General features: G+C 33.4%; 35 protein-coding genes. 32 read left to right on the forward strand and 3 right to left on the reverse strand.

The genetic code is table 11. The features are described 5' to 3' along the window. The first annotated feature begins 528 nt into the window (after positions 1-528). From CVD28_RS00215 to CVD28_RS00225, 3 genes are all read left to right on the forward strand, one after another. Positions 529-2,709 (forward strand): ATP-dependent helicase, encoded by a 2,181-nt coding sequence (locus tag CVD28_RS00215; protein WP_101590242.1) that lies wholly within the window; start codon positions 529-531, stop codon positions 2,707-2,709. A 58-nt stretch (positions 2,710-2,767) separates the two neighbouring features. Beyond that, the gene (locus CVD28_RS00220; RefSeq protein WP_142384698.1) at positions 2,768-3,115 is read left to right on the forward strand and encodes a hypothetical protein; all 348 of its coding nucleotides are present in this window, start codon (positions 2,768-2,770) and stop codon (positions 3,113-3,115) included. A 208-nt stretch (positions 3,116-3,323) separates the two neighbouring features. Continuing rightward, on the forward strand, positions 3,324-4,502 hold the full coding sequence (locus CVD28_RS00225) for a C40 family peptidase (protein WP_219621170.1): 1,179 nt from the start codon (positions 3,324-3,326) through the stop codon (positions 4,500-4,502). A gap of 117 nt (positions 4,503-4,619) precedes the next feature. Here CVD28_RS00225 and CVD28_RS00230 read toward each other — a convergent pair whose 3' ends face one another. Then, entirely contained in the window at positions 4,620-5,012 is a 393-nt protein-coding gene (locus CVD28_RS00230) for a thiol-disulfide oxidoreductase DCC family protein (RefSeq protein ID WP_101590244.1), read from the reverse strand. A gap of 222 nt (positions 5,013-5,234) precedes the next feature. Here CVD28_RS00230 and CVD28_RS00235 point away from each other — a divergent pair, with 222 nt between their 5' ends. From CVD28_RS00235 to CVD28_RS00270, 8 genes are all read left to right on the forward strand, one after another. Further along, complete coding sequence (locus CVD28_RS00235; protein WP_101590245.1) at positions 5,235-5,582, forward strand: hypothetical protein; 348 nt, start codon at positions 5,235-5,237, stop codon at positions 5,580-5,582. An 83-nt stretch (positions 5,583-5,665) separates the two neighbouring features. Next, the gene (locus tag CVD28_RS00240; protein ID WP_101590246.1) at positions 5,666-6,409 is read left to right on the forward strand and encodes a hypothetical protein; all 744 of its coding nucleotides are present in this window, start codon (positions 5,666-5,668) and stop codon (positions 6,407-6,409) included. Positions 6,410-6,530: 121 nt separating this feature from the next. Further along, the gene (locus CVD28_RS00245) at positions 6,531-7,184 is read left to right on the forward strand and encodes an RNA ligase family protein (RefSeq protein WP_101590247.1); all 654 of its coding nucleotides are present in this window, start codon (positions 6,531-6,533) and stop codon (positions 7,182-7,184) included. A gap of 174 nt (positions 7,185-7,358) precedes the next feature. Continuing rightward, complete coding sequence (locus tag CVD28_RS00250; protein ID WP_101590248.1) at positions 7,359-8,108, forward strand: hypothetical protein; 750 nt, start codon at positions 7,359-7,361, stop codon at positions 8,106-8,108. Between the two features lie 192 nt (positions 8,109-8,300). Further along, complete coding sequence (locus CVD28_RS00255; protein ID WP_101590249.1) at positions 8,301-8,702, forward strand: hypothetical protein; 402 nt, start codon at positions 8,301-8,303, stop codon at positions 8,700-8,702. Between the two features lie 17 nt (positions 8,703-8,719). Further along, on the forward strand, positions 8,720-9,106 hold the full coding sequence (locus CVD28_RS00260; RefSeq protein WP_101590250.1) for an immunity 22 family protein: 387 nt from the start codon (positions 8,720-8,722) through the stop codon (positions 9,104-9,106). 42 nt (positions 9,107-9,148) lie between these two features. Beyond that, entirely contained in the window at positions 9,149-9,655 is a 507-nt protein-coding gene (locus tag CVD28_RS00265; protein ID WP_101590251.1) for a hypothetical protein, read from the forward strand. Between the two features lie 71 nt (positions 9,656-9,726). Beyond that, positions 9,727-10,191 carry a protein-tyrosine phosphatase family protein gene (locus CVD28_RS00270; RefSeq protein WP_101590252.1) on the forward strand — a complete coding sequence of 155 codons (465 nt, stop codon included), beginning with the start codon at positions 9,727-9,729 and terminating at the stop codon, positions 10,189-10,191. A 403-nt stretch (positions 10,192-10,594) separates the two neighbouring features. On the opposite strand, the gene CVD28_RS00275 is transcribed toward CVD28_RS00270, so the two are convergent. Further along, the gene (locus tag CVD28_RS00275) at positions 10,595-11,092 is read right to left on the reverse strand and encodes a dihydrofolate reductase (RefSeq protein ID WP_101590253.1); all 498 of its coding nucleotides are present in this window, start codon (positions 11,090-11,092) and stop codon (positions 10,595-10,597) included. 12 nt (positions 11,093-11,104) lie between these two features. Next, positions 11,105-12,061, reverse strand: a complete 957-nt coding sequence (locus tag CVD28_RS00280; protein ID WP_101590254.1) for a thymidylate synthase — start codon at positions 12,059-12,061, stop codon at positions 11,105-11,107. Between the two features lie 213 nt (positions 12,062-12,274). On the opposite strand from CVD28_RS00280, the gene CVD28_RS00285 reads away from it, so the two are divergent. The 21 genes from CVD28_RS00285 to CVD28_RS00380 all read left to right on the forward strand — a co-directional run bounded on the left by CVD28_RS00285 (position 12,275) and on the right by CVD28_RS00380 (position 22,166). Further along, positions 12,275-12,496, forward strand: a complete 222-nt coding sequence (locus CVD28_RS00285) for a hypothetical protein (protein WP_101590255.1) — start codon at positions 12,275-12,277, stop codon at positions 12,494-12,496. Positions 12,497-12,506: 10 nt separating this feature from the next. Then, entirely contained in the window at positions 12,507-13,277 is a 771-nt protein-coding gene (locus CVD28_RS00290) for a hypothetical protein (protein ID WP_101590256.1), read from the forward strand. A gap of 41 nt (positions 13,278-13,318) precedes the next feature. After that, positions 13,319-13,594 (forward strand): hypothetical protein, encoded by a 276-nt coding sequence (locus tag CVD28_RS00295; RefSeq protein ID WP_101590257.1) that lies wholly within the window; start codon positions 13,319-13,321, stop codon positions 13,592-13,594. Positions 13,595-13,599: 5 nt separating this feature from the next. Next, a complete protein-coding gene (locus CVD28_RS00300) occupies positions 13,600-13,947 on the forward strand; it encodes a hypothetical protein (protein WP_101590258.1) in 348 nt (115 codons plus the stop codon). Then, positions 13,940-14,725, forward strand: a complete 786-nt coding sequence (locus CVD28_RS00305) for an NAD-dependent protein deacylase (RefSeq protein ID WP_101590259.1) — start codon at positions 13,940-13,942, stop codon at positions 14,723-14,725. Before CVD28_RS00300 ends, CVD28_RS00305 begins: the two co-directional genes overlap by 8 nt. Next, entirely contained in the window at positions 14,712-14,891 is a 180-nt protein-coding gene (locus CVD28_RS00310) for a hypothetical protein (protein ID WP_101590260.1), read from the forward strand. Before CVD28_RS00305 ends, CVD28_RS00310 begins: the two co-directional genes overlap by 14 nt. A 568-nt stretch (positions 14,892-15,459) precedes the next feature. Further along, positions 15,460-15,642, forward strand: a complete 183-nt coding sequence (locus tag CVD28_RS00315; RefSeq protein ID WP_142384699.1) for a hypothetical protein — start codon at positions 15,460-15,462, stop codon at positions 15,640-15,642. Positions 15,643-15,690: 48 nt separating this feature from the next. After that, entirely contained in the window at positions 15,691-16,293 is a 603-nt protein-coding gene (locus CVD28_RS00320) for a DUF6939 family protein (RefSeq protein ID WP_101590262.1), read from the forward strand. Between the two features lie 20 nt (positions 16,294-16,313). Continuing rightward, positions 16,314-17,033, forward strand: coding sequence for a nuclease-related domain-containing protein (locus tag CVD28_RS00325; protein WP_101590263.1), 720 nt, complete (start codon positions 16,314-16,316; stop codon positions 17,031-17,033). Positions 17,034-17,066: 33 nt separating this feature from the next. Then, the gene (locus CVD28_RS00330; protein ID WP_101590264.1) at positions 17,067-17,282 is read left to right on the forward strand and encodes a hypothetical protein; all 216 of its coding nucleotides are present in this window, start codon (positions 17,067-17,069) and stop codon (positions 17,280-17,282) included. A 297-nt stretch (positions 17,283-17,579) separates the two neighbouring features. Further along, a complete protein-coding gene (locus CVD28_RS00335; RefSeq protein ID WP_101590265.1) occupies positions 17,580-17,990 on the forward strand; it encodes a GNAT family N-acetyltransferase in 411 nt (136 codons plus the stop codon). Then, positions 17,987-18,577, forward strand: a complete 591-nt coding sequence (locus tag CVD28_RS00340; RefSeq protein WP_101590266.1) for a hypothetical protein — start codon at positions 17,987-17,989, stop codon at positions 18,575-18,577. Before CVD28_RS00335 ends, CVD28_RS00340 begins: the two co-directional genes overlap by 4 nt. 3 nt (positions 18,578-18,580) lie before the next feature. Then, the gene (locus tag CVD28_RS00345; RefSeq protein ID WP_101590267.1) at positions 18,581-19,009 is read left to right on the forward strand and encodes an NUDIX domain-containing protein; all 429 of its coding nucleotides are present in this window, start codon (positions 18,581-18,583) and stop codon (positions 19,007-19,009) included. 36 nt (positions 19,010-19,045) lie between these two features. Next, positions 19,046-19,357, forward strand: a complete 312-nt coding sequence (locus CVD28_RS00350) for a hypothetical protein (protein ID WP_101590268.1) — start codon at positions 19,046-19,048, stop codon at positions 19,355-19,357. A gap of 13 nt (positions 19,358-19,370) precedes the next feature. Beyond that, positions 19,371-19,649 (forward strand): hypothetical protein, encoded by a 279-nt coding sequence (locus CVD28_RS00355; RefSeq protein WP_101590269.1) that lies wholly within the window; start codon positions 19,371-19,373, stop codon positions 19,647-19,649. A gap of 11 nt (positions 19,650-19,660) precedes the next feature. Then, positions 19,661-19,936, forward strand: a complete 276-nt coding sequence (locus tag CVD28_RS00360; protein ID WP_101590270.1) for a hypothetical protein — start codon at positions 19,661-19,663, stop codon at positions 19,934-19,936. Positions 19,937-19,954: 18 nt separating this feature from the next. Further along, positions 19,955-20,242 (forward strand): hypothetical protein, encoded by a 288-nt coding sequence (locus tag CVD28_RS00365; RefSeq protein ID WP_142384701.1) that lies wholly within the window; start codon positions 19,955-19,957, stop codon positions 20,240-20,242. A gap of 92 nt (positions 20,243-20,334) precedes the next feature. After that, complete coding sequence (locus tag CVD28_RS00370) at positions 20,335-21,051, forward strand: hypothetical protein (protein WP_308315045.1); 717 nt, start codon at positions 20,335-20,337, stop codon at positions 21,049-21,051. Positions 21,052-21,165: 114 nt separating this feature from the next. Continuing rightward, on the forward strand, positions 21,166-21,429 hold the full coding sequence (locus CVD28_RS00375; protein ID WP_101590272.1) for a hypothetical protein: 264 nt from the start codon (positions 21,166-21,168) through the stop codon (positions 21,427-21,429). A gap of 125 nt (positions 21,430-21,554) precedes the next feature. After that, a complete protein-coding gene (locus CVD28_RS27620) occupies positions 21,555-21,713 on the forward strand; it encodes a hypothetical protein (protein ID WP_180953812.1) in 159 nt (52 codons plus the stop codon). A gap of 48 nt (positions 21,714-21,761) precedes the next feature. Further along, positions 21,762-22,166 carry a hypothetical protein gene (locus CVD28_RS00380; RefSeq protein ID WP_101590273.1) on the forward strand — a complete coding sequence of 135 codons (405 nt, stop codon included), beginning with the start codon at positions 21,762-21,764 and terminating at the stop codon, positions 22,164-22,166. Positions 22,167-22,175 lie beyond the last annotated feature (9 nt).

Below are 22,175 nucleotides of genomic sequence, written 5' to 3' on the forward strand. Positions count from 1 at the left end.
CGCAACAAATAGTGCGTCTCCTGGTAGGTCTTTCATTACTTTCCCAAATAGTGCATTCATCTTAAATGCTCCTCCTTTTAACTATCCATATGTAGTGTTGTTTTTTGTTTTACCAACTATATCTTGTTTAGCTGGTACTATAGGTATATCATACAGAATCCATTAGGTCAACAACTTTTTACCGAAAACCTAAAATAAAATAGGTTAAATATATATTTTTGTAAAAAATACTTCCAATATTGTTCAATACAAAACAAGGTTTGGAGAAAAAGATAGTCTTTATCTATAATTGTTTGGTGTGTCTTCTATAATAAAGAAACGGACAAAAAACAGGTATGTGTAAACATTTTTGAATTAGGAAGGAGACTTATATGGCAATGATAAAGAACTTAGATAACTAACAGAAGATAGCTTCACTTTTTTTGACGGTTATCGAAACAACTTATATAATGGTAAAAAATAAATTACCATATCATTCATTTATTATATAGGGAAGAAATTTATAAAAAGGACAGGAGAATTTTTATTATGAAAAGAGATTTTTTTGAGGTTATTAAAGAAGAAACAGGTAAAGTATTAAACGATGTGCAGAAACAAGCGGTTTTACACACTGAAGGACCACTCTTGGTTTTAGCGTCACCAGGTTCAGGGAAAACCACTACGCTAAACATTAAGATTGCGTATCTTATCTTGGAGAAAAACATTTCGCCTAATGCTATTTTAGGTTTAACTTTTAGCCAAGCATCTGCAAGAGATATGGAAGAACGATTCCAGAGCTTTTTCCATAACATTATTCCAGAGAAAGTAGTGTTTTCTACCATTCATAGCTTCGCATTTAAAATTGTGCGTGAGTATTACATCAAAAATCGTATTCCTTTTGAAGTGATTGAAGGAGATTTTGATAAAGAAAAGGTAGGAGGCGGTGATTTCTCTACGGTATTGAACAAAAAGTTAATTTTAAAAAGATTGTTTAAAGAAATTAACAGCACGAACATTACTGAAGAGCAAATGGATGACCTTCTTCGGAATATTGGGTATGTGAAAAACAAGCTGTTAGGTGAAGAAGAAATCGCTAAAGTAAAAAGTAATATCAAAAACTTTGCGGTGATTTACAAAGCCTATGAAGATTTCAAAAAGAAAGACCATTCTAAAGTGCTATTGGATTTTGATGATATGTTGACGTATGCGAACGATATTTTAGAAAAAGATGAAGTCATTCTTTCTAAATATCAGCAAAAATTTGAGTACATCTTGACGGATGAAAGTCAGGATACTTCATTGGTTCAACATGAAATCATTGAAAAATTAGCCAAACCACAAAACAATATTTGTGTAGTCGGAGACGATGACCAAACTTTGTATAGCTGGAGAGGGGCAGATGTAAACAAGATTTTAAACTTTAAAGACAGTTATCCTGATGCAACCATTCTTTTTATGGAGCAAAACTACCGCTCTTCTAAAGAAATTGTAGAAACGTCAAACAAATTCATTCAACGCAATGAAAAGCGTTACAAGAAGAATATGTTTACAGAAAATCCATCACAAGAAGACATTGTGATTGAAGACTTGGATACGTATGAATCTCAAATTCATTATGTGGTTGAGAAATTGAGAAAAGAGGAGAGCCTGAAAGAAACAGCGATTCTGTATCGTAATAACTCTTCTTCTATCAATATTGTCAATGCGTTGGACTTAGCTGGTATTCCTTTCTACATGAAAGATTCAGATAACAAGTTCTTTAGCCATTGGATTTTGAATGATATGTTGAATTTTATGTCGTTTTCAAAAGATATTACAAATGTAGAAATGTTGGAAAAGGTTCATACCAAATTTAATGGGTACATTTCTAAACAGCAAGTTCTTATGCTGAAAGGATGTAATCCAAAGAAATCTGTATTTGATAATCTATTAGAAAATGCAGACTTGAAGATTTGGCAAAAGAAGAATCTTCGCACAATTAAATCTACCTTCGTACAAATGAAAGCAATGAAACCAAAGAAAATCATTCAGACGGTTCGCAAAGAGTTAGGATATGAAAAAAGTTTAGAAAAAATTAGTGACAGCCTTGGATTTAGCATAGATAATTTAATGGAGACCTTAAATACGCTGGAAGCTATTGCAGACACTCTTCAAACAACAGAAGAATTTGCAGAGCGTATTGTCTACTTAGAAGACTTGCTAAAGAAATCAAAATTCAATAAGCGTAAAAATGCTCTAACTCTTTCTACATTCCATAGCTCAAAAGGTTTGGAATTTGATAATGTCTATATGATTGACTTGATTAATGGAGTCATTCCTTCGGCTGAAAATATCAAAGACTACAAGGATGGAAAAAAGGAAGACATGGAAGAAGCAGTTCGCTTATTCTACGTTGGTATGACGAGAGCAAGAACTCACTTGGAACTTCTTTCTTATAAGAGAAAAGGAAAGGAAAGAGTGGGAGAATCTATCTTTGTTACGAACGTGAAAAAGATTTTGCATCCAGAGTTAGCTCACCAAAAGAAGAAACAGAAACCATTTGAAGGAAAAGCTGTTACGTTACTGAATGTAAGTGTGAACAGTCAAGTTTCTCACAAGAAGTTCGGTACTGGTACAATCACTTATATGGAAAATGATATTATTCATATCCAATTTGAGGGTGGTATTAAAAAGCAACTTTCCTTACGAGTGTGCTCTGAAAATAACATTTTAAAAGTCGTATCTATCTGATACAAGGGGTTCTGCTTTCTGCAGAGCCTTCTTACATAATCAAAAGGGGAGAAGTATGGTGACTCTTGCATTTCATAAAGAAATAGTGAAACTTTTATTTGAACCAGAGTTATTAACCGAAATCAATTTAAGAGAACCAGATAATCACCTTCGTTATATTCAAGCCTATGCTCAATTAGAATTTCAAGAAGGGTATATGTTAGGGCTTACGAACAAAAAAGAGTTAGTTGTTTCCCTGGAAGAAACGGTTGATTTTTTTGTCCATTCCATACGAACAAATAAAATGGAGAACATTATTACGTTTTACAATGAAAGTCAAAAAGACCCAAACAAATACAATACAATTACGTTTTTCATTTTTTTACACAAAGCAAATAAAGCATTAAACCGATATGGATTAAAGTAAGAGGGGTGATTTTTTACCTCTCTTTTATTTGTATATAATATAAAAACTTAAAAAGAACTCCATTTATAAAGTTCTGCTGTTGCAGGGCTTTTCCTTTTTTCTGGAAGTAATGTTACAAAAGCAATACATAGAGCACCGTTTCGTTGTTTTTAGTCAATAAAACATATAATATAGTTTATAGTGATAAAAGGGAAAGGAGAGTAAAATCATGAAAAATAAACCTTTTAAATATTCAGCATCGGTAGCTGTTTTGGCTGTCTTGATGCAAAGTGTTCCTGCTTACGCCAGTCCTGTAACGCAAGAACAGATTCAATCAACTCAGGAGAAAATTAATCAGTTGGATACAAAAATTCAAGAGTTGGATGACCAAATCATTCGTGCAATGGATAATAGCCAAAAGCTGAATGACGAAATAAAAACACAGCAAGAGAAAATTGAAAAAACGAAAGTAGAAATTGAGGAAGCTCAAAAATCATTTGACGCACATCAGAATATTTATTCGGAGAGATTAAGAAGCATTCAGCAACAAGACCAATCTTCGGTTCTAATGTATGCAGAGGTTCTATTTTCCTCTAAAAGCCTTTCTGATTTAATTAGTCGTGCTAACGCTATTTCAACCATTTTGGAAAGTGATAATGCCTTAATGGATAGCTTAAAGGAAAAGCAAACGGAGTTAGAAGAAGCAAAGAAAAAATTGGATAATCAATTGAATAGCTTGAAAGAAAAGCAAAAGGAATTAGAGGTAGAACAAAAAACAATTGAAGCCAATAAAGTAGAAATTCACAATCAATTGAAAGAATCTGAAAAAAACTTAGAAAAACAACAGAATCAATTGAAGGAGCAAGTACGTCAAGAAGCGGAAAGAGTGGAAAAAGCGGAAAGAGCTGAAAGAGCGGAAAGAACACAAATAGCTGAAAGAGTACAAAGAGAAGCGGAACTTGCTCAACAGTTAGCTCAACAATCTGCAGTTACTTTCCATGCTCCAAAAGTACAGGAGAACTTTTTCGATACGTCTAATATAAGCTATTCTTCTGATAAAGCCTCTAAAGTAATAGAAGTAGCCAAACAATATATGGGTGTACCGTATGTATGGGGTGGAACAACTCCAAGCGGATTCGATTGTTCTGGATTTACTTCCTATGTATTCCGAAATGCAGTAGGTATTGAATTACCAAGGGTGTCAAGAGACCAACAAGATGTGGGTCAACAAATCTCTCCAAGTCAAGTACAACCAGGTGATTTGATTTTTATGGGGAATCCTGCTTACCATGTTGGAATCTATATTGGTGGGGGTAAGTATATCCACGCTCCACGTACAGGAGATGTGGTCAAAATTTCAAGTTACAACCCTTCCAGCTTCACTACTGCTACCAGAATACTAAATTAACAAACTGCTTGAAAAGGGGTGTGAATATTAAACCAAATTTTCATTGCGATAAATGCACCTTTACCTTTTATTAAGTTAGATTAATAGAAAAAGACCTTCAGTAATGAGGGTCTTTTGTTATGATAAAAAACGATTTCGTATTTCAGGAGAAGGGAGCATACATCTATCCTGTTTTCCAAACCATTTGTATCGGTTTTTGGCTATGATTCGGTAAAAGAAATCACGAAGGGGTTTAGGAATGAACAAAAATAAAAATCCTGCTTTCCACACTCCTGTAAGATGTTTACATATTTTTAAAACTGCTGTTGATTCCTGATAACAATGGTTATTTTCAATAAGAAGTAAGCTATCTATATTATCAGGGATACGATATTTCTTTCGTAATTCTTGACCAATTTCACTCTGCTGTGAGGCAAATTGAAAGTATCCCTTGGGGTCTCTTTTGATAATAAATTGAACACTTCGGTTACAGAAAGAACAGTCTCCATCAAATAAAATAATACCCTGCAAGTCAAAACCTCCTTTTCTTCTTTTATTTTCTCTAAAGGAATGAACATTTTTATTTTATTATACTTCAATCCATAGATACGTATGTTGCGACAATAACACAAAAGTAAAGAGGGGTAGTATTCCGCTCTTTTTCTTTTATAACCGCTCCATTGTCTATCTATAATATATAAATTTGATAAATCAGGTTTGTTTTTTCATATTTTTTTAGAGGAGTGTTTATATATGGACAACATGAATAAGGCACAAGAACTTAAGGCTCACAACGTAGCAAATGAAATGTTTACTTTCCATATGGAAAATGAGCGGTTTTCAACATTGAATGTTGCGGAAAAGTTGGAGCTTTTATCTGATAAAACGGATACGTTGAAAAAGGTGTTTAAAACAAAACCTTTTGCTCAATTGGTAGCGAAAAGACTTCTTTGGATTATGGAAGACTATGTAAAGGATAATGATTTGTGTCCTGATTGCTTTCAAGAATTGTCCTATCGAACGATTACACGCCAAACGTATTGGCAACCAGAAGAAGGAGAACAATGCTGTGACCAATGTGGTTGGAGTGAAGCTCTTTAAAAAAGTCATACAGCACAGGTCATTTCCTGTGCTTTTCTTGTATTTAGGAAAAGATAATAGTACATTGAACAGGGGAGAGATAGATGAAAACTTTTCGTGATTTTGATTTAAGCCATTATCGGAAGGTCGTTTATGAAATTGGGGAGGAACATGGATATTCAGAAAAAAAGTTAGAAAAACTTCTGGATATGTTATTGGAAAAAGGAAAAGATAGCATGGAAACAAAAATCCATTGCTTAACTTGCGGAGTGAAGTTCCCTCTCAATGATTTACAACATGATTGCCAAGAAGAAGACATTTGGCTCTATCAATATGTAAAAAATTCAGTTGAAAACAAAGAATTAAAAAGAGGGTACTTAACAAAGTTGAGAACTAAATATCCTCTACGCAAAGGGAATAGAATGGCTTTTCGTGGGATTAACTTTCAAACCAAAGAAGAATATGAAACTTTTATCAAGGAAATCGAATCAGGAACATATGAGTTCAAAGAGATTTCATCTTGGAGCTTAAATTACTCCTATGCCAAACGGTTTGCTACTCATATTCAAAAAGGGACAAGGAAGAATGACCATACACGAAAAGAAGAATTGCGTATCATGTTTGAGCAAAAAGCCAATATTACAGGCTATAAAGGCGTAGTCTTAGCCATTGACCTAAAGAAAAGCATGGTATTATGCGATATAAGTGAAGAGTATATCGGAAGTATGGATGAAAAAGAAATTGTTTTAAGACCAGGAACATACCCTGTTTACATTTTCGGAGAGATTGAAAAAGAATATGGGAAAGAATGGGGAGAAGATGTCATTCAATTAGTAGAGCAATCATAAGCTCTACTTTTTTATTTTTTAAATTAAGTAAAAAATAATTTACAAAATAATTATTTGGTGATATAATATATTTGTAGTGCCGAGATGGGAGTCGAAAATCATACTCGGAGGTAATAAAAATATGAACAGAAAATCAGTAGAAAATCCAAAGTTTTTAGAGTTTGAGAAGATGTTTCCACCATTCTTACGTGATATGGAAACAGGTCTTTGTATTCCACAGATAGCGGAAGGTTGGGAATGGTGTTTTGACCCTACTCAATCGTATGTGTTGGAAAAAGTGGATGGAGAGAATACGAAAATAGTTGTCTCTAATGGAGTTTATGAAGTGTTTGCACGAAACCAAAAGACAAAGGGATATGTCAAAGTGGAATTAGGAAATCCTTCTTATAAGTATTTAATGCAAGGGGTAGCCAATTTCATTGCATCTCGAAAGAAAACATTGAAAGATGGTGTTTATTTTGGAGAAGTGTTAGGTGAAAATATTCAAAACAACCCATACAACTTAACTTCTCACTTATGGTATGACTTTAGACCATTCAAAGGTGGCGTGGAAGCGTACAAAGACTATCCTAAAACATCAAACTTTGAAGACTGGAAAGAGTGGGTTTTGTCACTTCAATCCTTGCTGAATCCAGAAGTGGAGGCAGAAGGGGTCATCTTCTTAAATAAGGAAGATGGTCGTATGGCAAAACTTCGGAAAGACATGTTTGACTTGTCATATGACAAGCGAACGATTGCTTATGCGAAAGCAAAAAAGAAAAATGTAAGTAAATAAGCCCTATTAATGGTCATTTTAATGGGGTAAAAGAAATTAGTAGAGCAATCATACGCTCTACTTTTTTTATATCTATCAACAGGATAAATAATAATATTTAATTAGGTAAAAAATAATTTACAAAACTAAAAATACACACTATAATGGTTATAACGACAATGCAGGAGGTAAACGATGCCATTTTACAAAGTAACACTTTCTTCGAGAGAGAAAATGACTCTGACAGAAAAGAAGAAATATATTGATTCCATGTATCGTGAAGAGCCGAAGTATGGAACAAATCAAAAAAGGAATCAAGGGTTTCTAACAAAATTCAACAATTCGATTGGATTTAAACCTGTTGTATCTACGGTTACGCATAATAATACGGTAATTTCTCAAACCGTTGAAAGTCCTGAAGAATACTTGCCACCACAGGATATTCTTATGGAACACTTCCATACACCATTGAATTCAAATGAAATTATTTCTTTTTATCTGGAAGATAAGAAAATGGTTCACCCGAATCCACAATTCTCGTATGAAGGCAAAATGGTTTCACAAAAATGGAACGCTTTTTTACAAAAGGTTTTTCCTCAATTACTGGTAACAACTGAAATCGTAGAGGAAATTCCAAAACTTTCTTTGAAGGAATTTACTTTACAGTATTTCTATCGAAACCTTAATCCAGAGGTTAATTACACCCTTGAATTTAGAAGTAAAGAATTATTGGATAAGGATGAAATGAGAGAAATTCTATCTGTTATTCAGGATTTATCCAATGATAAAATTACGATTGGACAACAGTATTGTAAGACTTGTGCGGGATATTCAGATGGAAAAGAACCATATCATATTGAAATTGTATATTTGACCTTTTACGGAAGAGATGAAGAAGAAAAAACATATGAAGAATATGGGGAAGGGATTTATAAGTTAGCATAACCAATGAATCCAATCAAAGAGAGAAGTGTAGAGATATATCTATACTTCTTTTTTAATTATACGAAAGAACAGATTATATAATTTTAAACCAAACAATATTAGAACCAGTTTAGTAAATTAATTTTTACAAAATCGTTATTTTGTGATATAATATATAGACAGACAACAGAGAGAAAGTGAGGGGAAACAACTATGTGGGAAATAAAATCTTATAATGAAAACGGAAAAGAAGTGGTGCTTCAAAGTGGTCTTTCTTCTAAACAAGAAGCAGAGCTTATCTTCCGACAAAAATATAAAGACCAAGATGATGTATTTATCAAAGAGAAAATAACAAAGGAATCAACTATCGTAGATTTAACTGATAAAATAGGACAGTGGATTTGGGTATATTCCCCCAAAAAACAAGAAATGTTCCCTTATGGAATTTTAAGAAAACACAGTTCTATGTTTGCAAAGATTCAAACCAGAGAAGATGCAACAGAATTGGTACACATGGCTGACATTCGGATTGCTACTATTCAAAAATGGGTAGACTCAGAGAAAGCTGAATTCCGTAACGAAGGACACTTTGTAACCATCAAAGAGTACGTATAAACGTATTGGGGTGACTTATGGAAAAAGAAGGTTTTGTATCAATGTGGGTTGGTAGTATAAGCTCACCAGAGGAATTAGATAGTTTACTAAAAATCTCTTATACAGAAGATGGAGATTCCATTCCATCAATATTCTCTCTTGGATTTAATATTGAGAGATATGATGATTCCCTAAGTGAATCGGAATTTTGTTACAAGTCTGATAAATTAATTGGTAAGCTGTTAGAAGGGTTTTCTTTTGACGATGTGATTATTTCTAATGTCTATGACTTGTTAGGCAGTGAATTGACAAACGAATATAACGCTGTAATCCTTCTTTATAACTTTTATTATGAAGGAAGTAATAAGAAAGCAATCATTAATGGTAATAATTTAGAGTTTCTATGTACCGTAAAATACATGTAAAAATAATGTTATTAAAAATCAAACAACTTGGAGGAAACAACGATGACATATGTTGAAATTGTAAAGGAAGAATCAAATAATTGGTTTTTGCAATACTATCCAGAGTACAAGAATGAGGTATTACATGATAAAACCAATTTTAAAGAACACGTAAAAGAATTGGAATTAGAAAGTGATGCATGTAGTTTGTTTGAGTATCATGAGGTTGCTCTGCTTAAACACTTTGGAGTAGCTTATGCTTCCAGTGAATACTTTGACAAACATGATTCCTTGATAAAACAATTTGAGAATGACCTGGTAGCTCGATTGAACAGTTTGTATAAAGAACAGATTCAGAATTTGTTTGAGAGCGAAGAGCAAACCATTAAAGAGCATAAGGAAGATAAGGAATATTATATCAATCGTGAATACTTACAAGATGAAAGTATGAAAAATGAAACGATTACAGAAGAGAAACGCCAGTCATACATTGAACAGTATGAAAAGCAATTAAAACAAGCACAAGAGAAAAGAGACTTGTACAAATTAGCGTTGGATAGCATGGAATAAGGAAAAGGGATAAAAACCTTTTCTTTTTTCTTTATTTAATCAATCAATAACAAAGGTAAGGGGAGAGGTATATGAAACTTGAAATCCATTCTTTTCAATCCGCATTGCGTTTAAAACCAAACTCTAATGAGAAAACCATCATGATTCGCATTTCTGACCCTGGTTATGAAAAAGAAAGAGATGCTGAACTGCTTTATCGGGAACAATATGTAGATGTGTTAAAGGTATCCTTTCATGATTTAACGGATAAACAATTGTCTTCTATCTTGGAAAGAGAACCAGAAGCTCCTTATCAGACCATTACCAAAGAACAAGCAATTGAAATTCTTTCTTTTATCCAGAAATGCAAGGATTGTGATAAAGTTATTATCCATTGTAGTGCAGGGATTAGTCGTAGTTCTGCAGTTGCCATAGGAGTAACACGTTTCCTGCAGGATAAAGAGAGGGAGAAGAGCATTAGGGATAGTGATAACTATATACCAAATGAAACAATTGTTGATAGATTGATAGAATCCATAGGGCTTATAAAAAGCTAAGACATATCAAAGTTATATTTTTAAAGGAAGTGTGTAAGATAAAGTAGGCATATTTGCTGAACTCCTTTGATTTTATTTTTGATATAAAAGAGGGGCTGGAGAAATTCAGTCTCTTTTTTTATGCCTATTTTAATAGCTCCTTTTTTACAAATATAATAGTTTTTATTCTTTTATATAATATATAAAACAGAAAAAGGAAGGATAAATAAAATGATTCTAAAAACTATCGTAAATCTCATTGTATTAATCATTTATGCTATTGGATTAAATGATTATCGAAAAGGAAAAAGAACATTAAAGCAAACAGTACAATCTGTGTTACTTGTTACTTGTTGTCTTGGGATAACACTTCTCTTTAGATTTCTTTTTTTTAAATGAATATAGACTAAAAAAGACCACTCAATTAAGTGGTCTTTCTTTGTAAGGTCATGAATGTGTGAGGTAGAGTATTCTTTTCATCCATGATTCCTTCTTCTTCTTTCAGAATATCCCATTCAGATAAGTTTAAAACAGGAAACACCGTATCTCCTGTAAACTCTTGATGGATTTTTGTTACATATATGGTTTCACAAAGAGGAAGAAGCATTTTGTAAATTTCTCCACCGCCAATAACAAAATACTGTTTATCCCATTCTATGAGAGATAACAATTCTCCAATAGCATGAACAACGGTTACTTGTTCGTGGTCTATCTGATACTCTTTGTTTTTCGTTAAAACAATATGATGGCGTTCAGGCAATATAGAAGGGAGGGATTCAAAGGTTTTTCTCCCCATAATGATTGTGTGACCTGTTGTGATTTTTTTAAATTCCTTCAAATCACTTGGTAAATGCCACAATAATTGATTGTCTTTTCCAATGACATGATTCTTCGACATAGCAACAACGATAGATAAGCTCATTCGACTTTACCTTTAAACTGCTACTGGAGCTTTAATCGTTGGGTGAGGATGATAGCCTTCAATCGCAATATCCTCCATCTCAAAATCAAAGACAGATGTTTTTTCTTTATTTAATACTAAAGTTGGAAGTTCCTTCATTTCTCTTGAAAGTTGAAGTTCTACTTGTTCAATGTGATTCGTATAAATGTGAGCATCCCCAATCGTATGAATAAATTCACCCACTTCTAATCCACATTCATGTGCAATTAAGTGAACCAAAAGGGCATAACTCGCTATATTGAACCCAATTCCTAAAAAAATGTCTCCACTGCGTTGATAAAGTTGGCAAGAAAGTTTCCCTTCTGCTACATAAAATTGGAATAAAGAATGACATGGTGGCAATGCACTGGTTGGTACATCTTCTGGATTCCAAGCAGTTACAATCAATCTTCTTGAATCTGGATTTTTCTTAATCATATCAATAACATCTTTTAGTTGGTCAATGGTTTCACCAGTGGATGTTTTCCACGCTCTCCACTGTTTTCCGTACACATTTCCTAACTCTCCATATTTTTCAGCAAATTCATCATCTGTTAAGATTTTTTGCTTAAAGATTTCCATTTGCTCTTCGTACAGTTTGTTAAATTCTTCATCGGTTTGGGAGCGTAATCCGAAATCAGTCATGTCAACCCCCTGATAGTCTTCGCTCTCTATCCATCTCTTAAACGCCCACTCATTCCAAATATGATTGTTATGTTGGAGCAAATAACGGATATTGGTGTCGCCTTTGATAAACCAAAGCAATTCACTTGCGATTAAGCGAAACGGAACTCTTTTGGTCGTCAAAAGGGGAAAGCCCTCTTGTAAATCAAATCGCATTTGATAGCCAAATACAGAGATTGTTCCTGTACCTGTTCTGTCCTCTTTTCTGACACCAATCTCTAATACATGCTCACATAAGTCCAGATAGACTTTTTCATTTTTACTCATTACGTTTATTCCTCCTCTTTTTTAGGTGTTTTATATTTTAGACAGTAGAATCATTCTGTATTTGTAGACAATAGTCATACACAAAATGATAGTTGCCTCACACTGCTAAATGGAAGAGGTCAAAATATGGCAATATTCATTGACTATAAAATAATAAAAGAGTAAAATCATAATAGAATAGATATGAAATAAATTTAAGAAAGGAGCGAGTTTATGACGTATCTTTTACTTGCAATTATCCTTATTTTGCTCCTTATTTGTATCAAACAGCATGTATCAAAGAAGCATCTAAGAATTTCAGCAGAGAAAGCGATAAGCAATCAATATATGGAAAATAAAATACTCACATTACAACTTCAAAATCAATTAATGACAAATAGTTCCTTGAAAAAAAGAGTAAGCGAACAAGAAGACGTAAAATCCGAAAAAGAATAGGGGAATTATCATGGCTGATAGTCCAATCATTTCATTTACTGACGACCAAAAAGAAGTTTGTATCAAAACATTAAAAGATACATACTTTGCTGTTAAACAACTCCACGATTTAATTTCAGTAGACAAGCTCAACGAAAGCATGAGAGAGACCATTCCTCAACTTGTTGAGTACCATATGGCTGAAATATCTAAAATCATTGGGTTTGATTCGGCATCTGCTAAAAAAGTAGAAGAAAAACATGCAGAAATCAGAAAAGCGAATGAGACGATTCGTGAATTGGAAAAAAAGATTGCTTCTAATAATCCGATTGAAGGACTGAAAGAACAATTGGAGCATTATGCAAGTTTATTCCAGAGATGGTGGAGAGCAGATGGCTTCGGCTATGTAAAGGAAATGCGGTTTACGCAATATGGAAGATTTGAAGCAGAGCTTGGAATTAGTTTTCATCGCTCCTCTATTTTTTCTAAAAAACCAGCCAGTGAAAGACAATCGAAAAAAGAATGGTTGGAGTCTTTGAAAGAACAGGGGTATAAAATTTATGAAAATGAACGTGGTGGCGATAAAGAATTAATAGATTGCCCTGAAAATAAGGAGCTTTTAATCAACCTTATTGAACAACGATTTCCCTCCGCATTCATTGAGGGCTGGAGAAACCAACGAATTTATGAAGCTGAAGGTCACGTTTATGAAATTCATGAATTTAAAGTGGATATTTCCGATTTACAAGACTTAAAAGCGTTAGAAAGATACTTTGAAAGTGAGGGAGAAGAGGAGTTTTGATTCCTTTTCTTCTTTTTACATAAAAGAAAGGGGGGATTCATGTGAAAATAGAAAACAAACAAGTACAAGAAATCTATGAGCGGTGGAATGGTGTATGGCATAACACTGAACAGTCTATGGAAGTGAGATTGAAAGCCTATTCGATTCTGCAAGTCATAGAAGCATTGACTTTGATATATGAAAAGAATGAAGAATTACATGAAGAAGAGATAGATGATTTATTTATTGCTTGGGGTGAAAAGATAAAGCCTCTCTTTCCAGAAAACAAAGAAAAACTTCGTGAACAAATAAAAAAACAAATTCAACATAAGGAGTAAACAAAATGCCAAACTATATAAGAAATACAAAAATGAAAGCTATTCAATTCATAGAAAAAGAATATGCAGAAAACACATCCTATTATCCAGGTGTGTTTGATAAAGCAATGTTAAGTGAACTATGGTGGGGAAAAACAGCCGAAGATGGTCGTTATTATATCCCAAATCCTTTTAGTCATTCTTTTGTTCTGGAATCAACAACCCTTCGTGAAGGAGATTATATCATTACAGAGGAATCAGGATACGTTTATACGTTACCAAAAGAAGTCTTTGAAGAAAACCATGAATTAACGAAAGAGGAAGCCTCTAAGAAAGATTATGACATCATGACAGGAAGTGAAGGACTTGAGTGAAAAAATAGAACAATTGAGTAAGTGGATACAGGAATCAAACAACCTTGTAGTGTTTAGTGGTGCTGGAATGAGTACATCCAGTGGAATCCCTGACTTTCGTTCAACTAATGGTTTGTGGAAAGCAGAAACAAATCGTGAATACTATATCTCCAAAGGATATTATCAGTCCAATCCCAAGGATTTTTGGCAAAAATTTAAAGAAATATTTCAGTTAAAATTAATGGGAGATTACCAACCGAATGAGGGTCACTACTTTTTGAAGGAATTAGAAGATATGGGGAAGAATGTGACCATTTTAACTCAAAATGTAGATGGTCTTCATACAGATGCAGGAAGCAGTCATGTTATTGAATTACATGGAACAATCAAAACTGCTACTTGTCCCAAATGTAAAACTCAATACGGTTTGGATTATATCAATAATCACGATATTCCACGCTGTAACAAGCCAAACAAAAAGAATAATACGTGCGGATTTATTTTAAAACCAGATGTCGTGCTATTTGGAGACGCTGTAAGAGGGTACAAGGAAGCAGAAGAAGCAATTAATGCTTGTAGCTTATTTGTCGTCTTAGGAAGCTCCTTAGAGGTGTATCCAGTAAATAACTTGCCACAATACGCACGTTACGATGAAAACACGAAACTTACTATTATAAATAGAGAAGCAACGAAGAAAGACCGCTTATTTGATTTGGTTCTTCATGAAGATATTGTAGCCACTTTATCGAAGGTGAAAGAATTTTTACATGAAGGTGATGTCATGAGTGAATATAGATAAAATCATGAAATATCGAATGTTGTTGGAAGATGAACAACTTTCAGAGAAGGAAAGAATGTTAATTGAATGTAAAATGTATCGTGAAATGAATAAAGGTGATTCTTCTATGTGGTTTCTTTTAGGACTTGTTTGTTTATCCCCTGCATTGCTTTTATTTATGATATAACGTAAACAAAAGAGAGTAGATTGGTTCATTCCAGTATGCTCTTTTTTATTGATGACAATAATCACAACTTTGTTAAAGCTTATAAATTTAAAATAAAAAAGCAGTGGTATTAAACCAACTGCTCTTTCATATTATTTGCAATCACATTGTTCACACTTGCATTTGCACTCACATTTGCAATCACATTCGCAATTTGGACAATCAGGACAACAATTGCATGTGCAGTTTTCGCATCTTACCACATTATCCCCTCCTTTTTTCAATGGTTCTATATACTATACAGGGGTATAAGGGATTATCACCTATTGAGGTTGCTAACTATCGGAATGGAGCTTATACATATCTCTAAATAAAGAATACAAATCAATCAAAATTATATTAAGAAGGAACGCTTTTATAAGCGTTTTTTTCTTTAGTTGTGTAAAAAATAAAATACAAATAAATCAAAATATGATACAATGGATTCATAAATATCGTACATTTAAAAAAAGAAAGGAGAGGAAAAAAGGGGGTTATTCCATTCACTCTTAAAACCATGATGTTAAAAAAATACACACACGTAAAATGCTTGAAAGATGTAAAAGAAGAAGATGTTTTGATTTTTAAAAAGGGTGAAGTTTATAAAATTGTAGGATTTGATTACAATTCTCTTGTTTATTATGTAGAACCAGAGTATGACGAAGAGCATTTGTTGCCTGATGAATTTGTTGTTTCTGCATTGCATAATCATTTTGAATTTTTGATTTTATAAATAATCGAAAGAGAAAAATAGGAATTTAAGAAAAGAGGTTTATTTTAAATGGGAGTTGTACGTGTTATCGGTGGAAGAGATAAATATGCAGGAGAAGTCATTAATACGACTTCAAAATCAACCAATTGGAGTAAAGGGCTTTCTCCTTTCTATTTAGGAAATGTAGAGCTATATGATGGGTATAAAGCTCAAAATGTAGAAAACGCTTGGCAATTTAGTAAAGTTTATCAAGAACACACTGATACCAATGGGAATCCCACTCCTGATTATTTTGAATGGGCGAAAAAAGGGTGGGAGAGCAAATGGGCGTTCCGTTATCCAATGGGTAAAGGAGCTATTCCACTTTATTCTTGGTGGAATGGAGATAAACTGGATTATATTGAGGCTCGTAAACGAATTTACCTACCTCTTTATGCAAAAGCAGTTGTAACATCACCAGCTTATCAAATTCTAAAGAAGACTTACGAACAAAGGGGAGAAGTAATATTATGGGATTTTGACGGATATGATTATTTGGCGTTAGGGATGACGTTAGAGCAAGTTTTGAATGAACCAAAGAGAAAAATGGGACATGCTTTTGTTTTGGCTATGCTATTGACAGGTGTTTGTCAGGTATCCGAAACAGGAGAAGTTACTTTGCATTTTCAATAATAGAGGAGAAATGATAAGAAATGGCTCAAATTATAAAGAAAAAAAATCATTTAAAAAATCAATATAATTCATACCGATTAAAAACTGCAGGGTCACTTTTGGGGATGCTGTTTGTGTTTCCAGCTTTATCATTCATCATTCCTATTCTTGCGATACCTGGTGTTATCCTCTGTGTTATCTTAACAGGTTATTTTGCCAAACAAACAAGAGTGTTGCGTTCAGGAGTTGTAGGAGAAAAAAATACCGTTGAACTCCTTTCTCAATTACCAGATAATTGTCATATTTTTAATGATATAAAGATAGAAGTAGATGGTCAAAGTTCTGAAATGGACAACATCATTGTTTCGCCTTATGGCGTTTGTATTGTAGAAACCAAAAACCATAAAGGAAGAATCATAGGAAATATTGAAGAGAAAAACTGGACACAACATAAAGTGGGTAGAGGTGGAACACCTTATAAAAAGACATTCTACAATCCTGTAAAACAAGTAAAAACACATACTTGGAGATTGTCTCAATATCTAAAAGCGAACAAGGTAAACATATGGGTTAAAAGTTCTGTTTATTTTTCTAATCGCAATACTTCTGTTGATGTTCGCAATAGTGGAGATGGTTCTATTCCTGTTTTCTCCTATGGTGATTCACAAGAATTAATGAATTATATTTTAACTTCCGAGAAGAAACTATTGAACGAAAAAGAAATTCAGCAAGTCGTTCAATTGTTAAAGCAAGTAAGCTAATTAACTTGGCAAATGAGAAAGGAGGTAAGGATTTTGAAAAAGACCCATTACTTTTATGAATTGATAGGGAAGCTCCGTAGTGATAATTATGCCTATTGTGTATCCGCTACCTATCCAGATGGAGATAAAATTGAATACGTAGAAGGAGAAGGGATTATATGGTCAAAAACAAGGAAATTAGTTCAGTTAGATTGGACAATTCTTTCTTCTAAGTGGGAACTTTATCGGAAAGACGAAGGCAAAGAGTAAATGCTCTTTGTCTTTTTTTGTTTATAAATAAAAAAACCAAACGCTGTTAGGAATTTGGTTTAAAGAAGCGTTTAGTTTTCTTCACTCCTTGGTGCTATCTTTACGATAGACAAAACACCAGTTATAGTAAATCACTATGTCGTATGGTGCTCTGTCTATACATTTATTATATAACAGTTTTACTTATTTGTAAATTAAAATTGACAAAAATAACAAATTATCATACAATTAATATGAGAGTATTTATGGATAGATGGATAGATAGATAGATAGATAGAAAGGAAATAGGTGATAACAGTGTTAAAACCAAATGATTTTGAACATATCAAGAAAATGATTGAGAATAAAGACAAGGTAAAACTAAGAGTGGATGCTGGTTTTGGTAAAAAAAGCATCACTTACATTGGTGGTTTAGGAAATGTTGTTTTTCAATTAAAAGAAGATAATGAGGAAAATGTAAGTATCCATCATATGTCCTTTAAAAATGAACGAAAAGGATTGGGTACAGCAGTATTGGAAGAGCTTATTCAATATCTTGCAAAAAATAACAAAAGAAAGCTCTTTGTTGAAAATGTAACAACAAGAGCAATGGTGGAATTCTGCAAGAAGAATGGTTTTAAACCAGTAGAAAGACAAGTTTATATCAAAGATGATGGTTGTCTATACGGAAACTATCAACTAACTATTGAAACGGAGGAAGTTCTTTGAGTAAGAAAACAGACACACTTTACACAGTTCTGAAAGACGTTAAATGTGTAAAATGTGAAAATAGAGGAGCAATTCAGCATTATGGAAAGTATTATCCAAAAGGTGTAGGTGAATTAGCTGACGAAATTAAAGTTTACGAAGATGTTCGGAACAAACCTTATATGTCACGCTCAATGGGATTCGGTGGTACGATTCCTCATGAGTGTATGAATTGTGGCAATATTGGATTGATTGACTTTGGAGGATTAGAAGGGTATGACCAAGGATTTGTCACGCTAACAGACGGTGATTATTGTGTGGAATTAGCCAAACGTATCATTCAGCGTTACCCAACCAAAGAAGATGAAGTATTCGTAAGAAGTTTTCATACCAAAGCAACCAGCTTCAAGGTATATGAAGACGAAGTAATTGAAATTCAATCGTCAATTGATACCAAATCTATGTGTATTGAAATTAAAAAGCCTCACCATAACCCTGTTATTTATCTGAATGACAAAGGCGAATTTGTTCGTTGTCATGGAGAGCGAACATACTTCTTAGACCATGCCAAGAAATTATTAGGGATTATGGATAGAGAGGGAGAATAATTCATGAAAGAATATGTGGTTGGTCTTATTTTTGATAACAACATGGAACATGTCCTTATGTTGAAAAGGGCAAAAGAACCTTATGGAGACCTATATAATGGTGTAGGTGGAAAAATAGAACCAACGGAAAGCCCGAAGGAAGCGATGATTCGTGAAACGGAAGAAGAAATAGGATTAACACCTGAATTCTTTACAAAAACCAATCATTTACTTTCTTTGACACTTCCGACATCCGTTCAATTAGAAGTTTTCTATTCTATCTTAAATGTCGATAAAGAAACACTTATCTTTGAGAAAGAAACAAGAGAAGGAATTTTGGAATGGTTGTCTATTAAAGAAGATAATTTACTCGATGCGTCTAATTCACTAATCGCTGGTGATGGAAATATCGCTTACTTTACTCAATTCGCATTGAATCTGGAAAACAAATAAAGTTTCATTCAAAACAACAAAAGGGAGAGTTACACCATGCTCGGAAAAATAGTAGAACTTGATAATGAGAAAGACCTCTTTGTAATTGTAAAGGAAAATAATTACGAAGATATGGGAAGCTGTCAATATGAACGTGATTTTTGGCTTGTTCCGTATCAACCTGAATTAGACGATATGCAAGTAGAGCTGGATAAAGCGAAAGTGCTAAAGGTTCGTGCCACACGCTTTCCGTTCACTGTTAGAGAAGATAAAAAAACGTACACACAATATGGAACAAGCGATATTCGTGGAGTAAAAAAGGTCTATTTTGAACGGATTTGGGAAGAAATCATTGTTCCTGGTCGATAAGGAGGGAGAACCTTTGGAAAACAGAGAATTACAAGATTCAGCAATAGATATATGTGAGTTTATCCAAAACAAGAAAATCGGAACATTGCCGATGAAAAGTGAAAAATATGAAAAATACGCAATAGATATTGTGACGTTGACCAAATTAGGCTGGACTTTTGAGATTACAGACAATGGATTTGCTTATTCTTATGCTACGCATAAGGAAGCAGAAACGGTGTTCTTTTCAACCGATGAAGAATTAGCAGAGTGGATAGCGTTACAATTTCAATTTGACGAGCATATAAAATAGGAGATAAATATATGAAAAAAGAGATAGAATATCGGTTTCCTCAATATACGGACTTAATTGAAATCAGCGATACCAGTATTTTTAATACCAGTATCTCCTTTGACGATTACCATAGTGTTATTATGGCTAAAGATACACATCATGGTGCAAGTATATTATTAGGTGTAAGCAAAGTATGGGAAGGATTAAGGTATAAACAATATTTATACTACTTATCTTCTTATGAGAATGAAGAAGAACAAATGGTACATGAATGGTATTGTGAAGGGGAAATTCCGAACGATTAATAAAAGGGGAGAATAATGTTGAGAACAGAACAAGATTTAAAGGTGGAATTTGGTGGAGAGGAACACTCTTATGAGAAAAAGGAGCAAGTAGACTTAACCTATGTCATTCAACACTTGCTAAACGAAAAGTTTGTGGTGCTAATCGAAAAGGGAGAGTATTTGGTTAGCTTTGGGTTGGGGGATAATGGAATCATTGCTTATTCTTGGAGTGGACAACCGCACCTGACAAGCTATGCAATTATTGAAAAAGCCTTCAGCAAAGGAATTTGGTTTACGATAAAAGAAACGAAAAGAACAAAGAAATAAATGTGCAAAGTAGAACAATAGATAGAGGCGTAACTATTTATATCCCTTCTTTCATGTTAGTAAGATATATCATCGAAAGGAGGGGTTTTTCTATGGAGAAAATGTATATTTTATTAACCAATACTGGAACAAATCTTTCAAAAATCATCAAATCTTATACGAAAGAACCTTATAATCACGCATCTATTTCCTTTACATCTGATTTAAGTGAGTTATATAGCTTCGGAAGGAAAACTCCTAACAATCCGTTAGATGGTGGTTTTGTAAAAGAAAACATTTATTTTGGAACGTATCGAAAATATCCTGAAACTACATGTGCTTTATATGAAATAGAAGTGACAAAAAGACAGAAAGAAAAAATGATTAGAATGATTAAACTTTTCCAAAAAAACGAGTCATTCTATTTTTATAATTTCATTGGTTTATTTGGTGTCGTTTTTAATGAACCTATTAATCGTGAATCATCTTATTTTTGTTCACAGTTTGTTGCGACAGTATTTAAAGAAGCAGGTATTTACTTGTGGGAAAAAGAACCTGGTTTGCTCACACCAACAGACTTAAGTAGAGCAAAAGAGTTGAATCCCCTATATGAAGGAAAATTGTATGAATACCCACCGATTCGGTGTAACCCTATCATTCATGCTCCAGTGAATTTTGAAAAATCATTAACAAAGGATTTTATCTATCCAACAAAGAGAACTTTATGTACCATCATTTATCGAAATCCTGATTATTCATTTAAAAATGAATTCTTAAAAAGCAAAAAAGATTATTTTTTAGAAAAAGTAAAATTAAATTGGAGATTTTAAAAGACTTAAAAACTTTTAATTCAGACAGGTAAGTGCTTTCATCGGAAATATTATCTCTCTCTTTTTTGTAAGATATAACAGGCAAGAAATAGCATAAAAAGGAGGGGAAAGATTTTGATTAGCCTAAAAGTGTTTGAAATTAATTTTTATTATTTGGTTGTAGCAGAATCAGCTAAACAAGCGGTGGAGTTTTTCATTTTATTAACAAGTGAACCTATTCATAAAATGAGAGAGTGTTCGGTTGAAAAAGAGGGCTTTGTTGTCTTTAATGAAGCCACGTATAGAATGAAAACTTTCCAAGAAATACTTTGTTCGATGATGGAAGAGCAGGAGACTATCAATATCCCCTTTGTTCTTCGTGCTAAACCGATTCACTGATAAAGCATAGCCTTTGCTATGTTTTTTCTTTTTGTAAAAAATAATTTACTTTAATCTAAATTTATGGTATAATACATATATAAATAAGCGACAGGAAACCTTGATGAAAAAGGAGAGAATAGAACATGGGCGTATGTTGTTATAAAAACTGTGAACAAGAAGCTACAACAAAAGGATTTGTCTTAGCACGTAATCCGAACGGTGGTCAGGACATTCCTACGGATGTAGAAGCGTGTGACAAACACAAAAAAGTACGTGGATTCTTTGAAAGTGAAGAAAAATAAATAAAATAGATAGTTTCAAGAGACTTGTAAACAAGGGAGTGTAACAAGATGGAGAAAACAATCGAAATCCTTTTAGAAGAAAACAAAAAGAGACCCTTAAAAGCAATGAATATTCTTTTAGAAAAAGTTGCTGTTGAGCAGGGATTGTCTTTAGAAATCGAATCCAATTTTTACGAATGCGAAGATGAAAAGGACTTGGTTCAGGGAATCTCTATTGGAAAGGAATTAGAGCAAACCCTTCAATCTCTTGGAGCAACCATGAATCCTTCTCTTCAGGAGTTAGAGAAAAAAGTAAATGAATATCAAGGGGAAGAGCCTTTTGAAGATACAGTGGAAATCGTCACAAAGGAAAATGCTTATATTGTTCCAGTCTTCATGGGTATTCTGAACAGAACCCTCTCTTTGTGGGTAGACATGAACGAACTAAAACCGAAATTGGCGGTTGCAATTTAATAAAAGGGA

The sequence above is a fragment of the Bacillus sp. M6-12 genome (assembly GCF_002860285.1).
Classification (GTDB): domain Bacteria; phylum Bacillota; class Bacilli; order Bacillales; family DSM-1321; genus Peribacillus.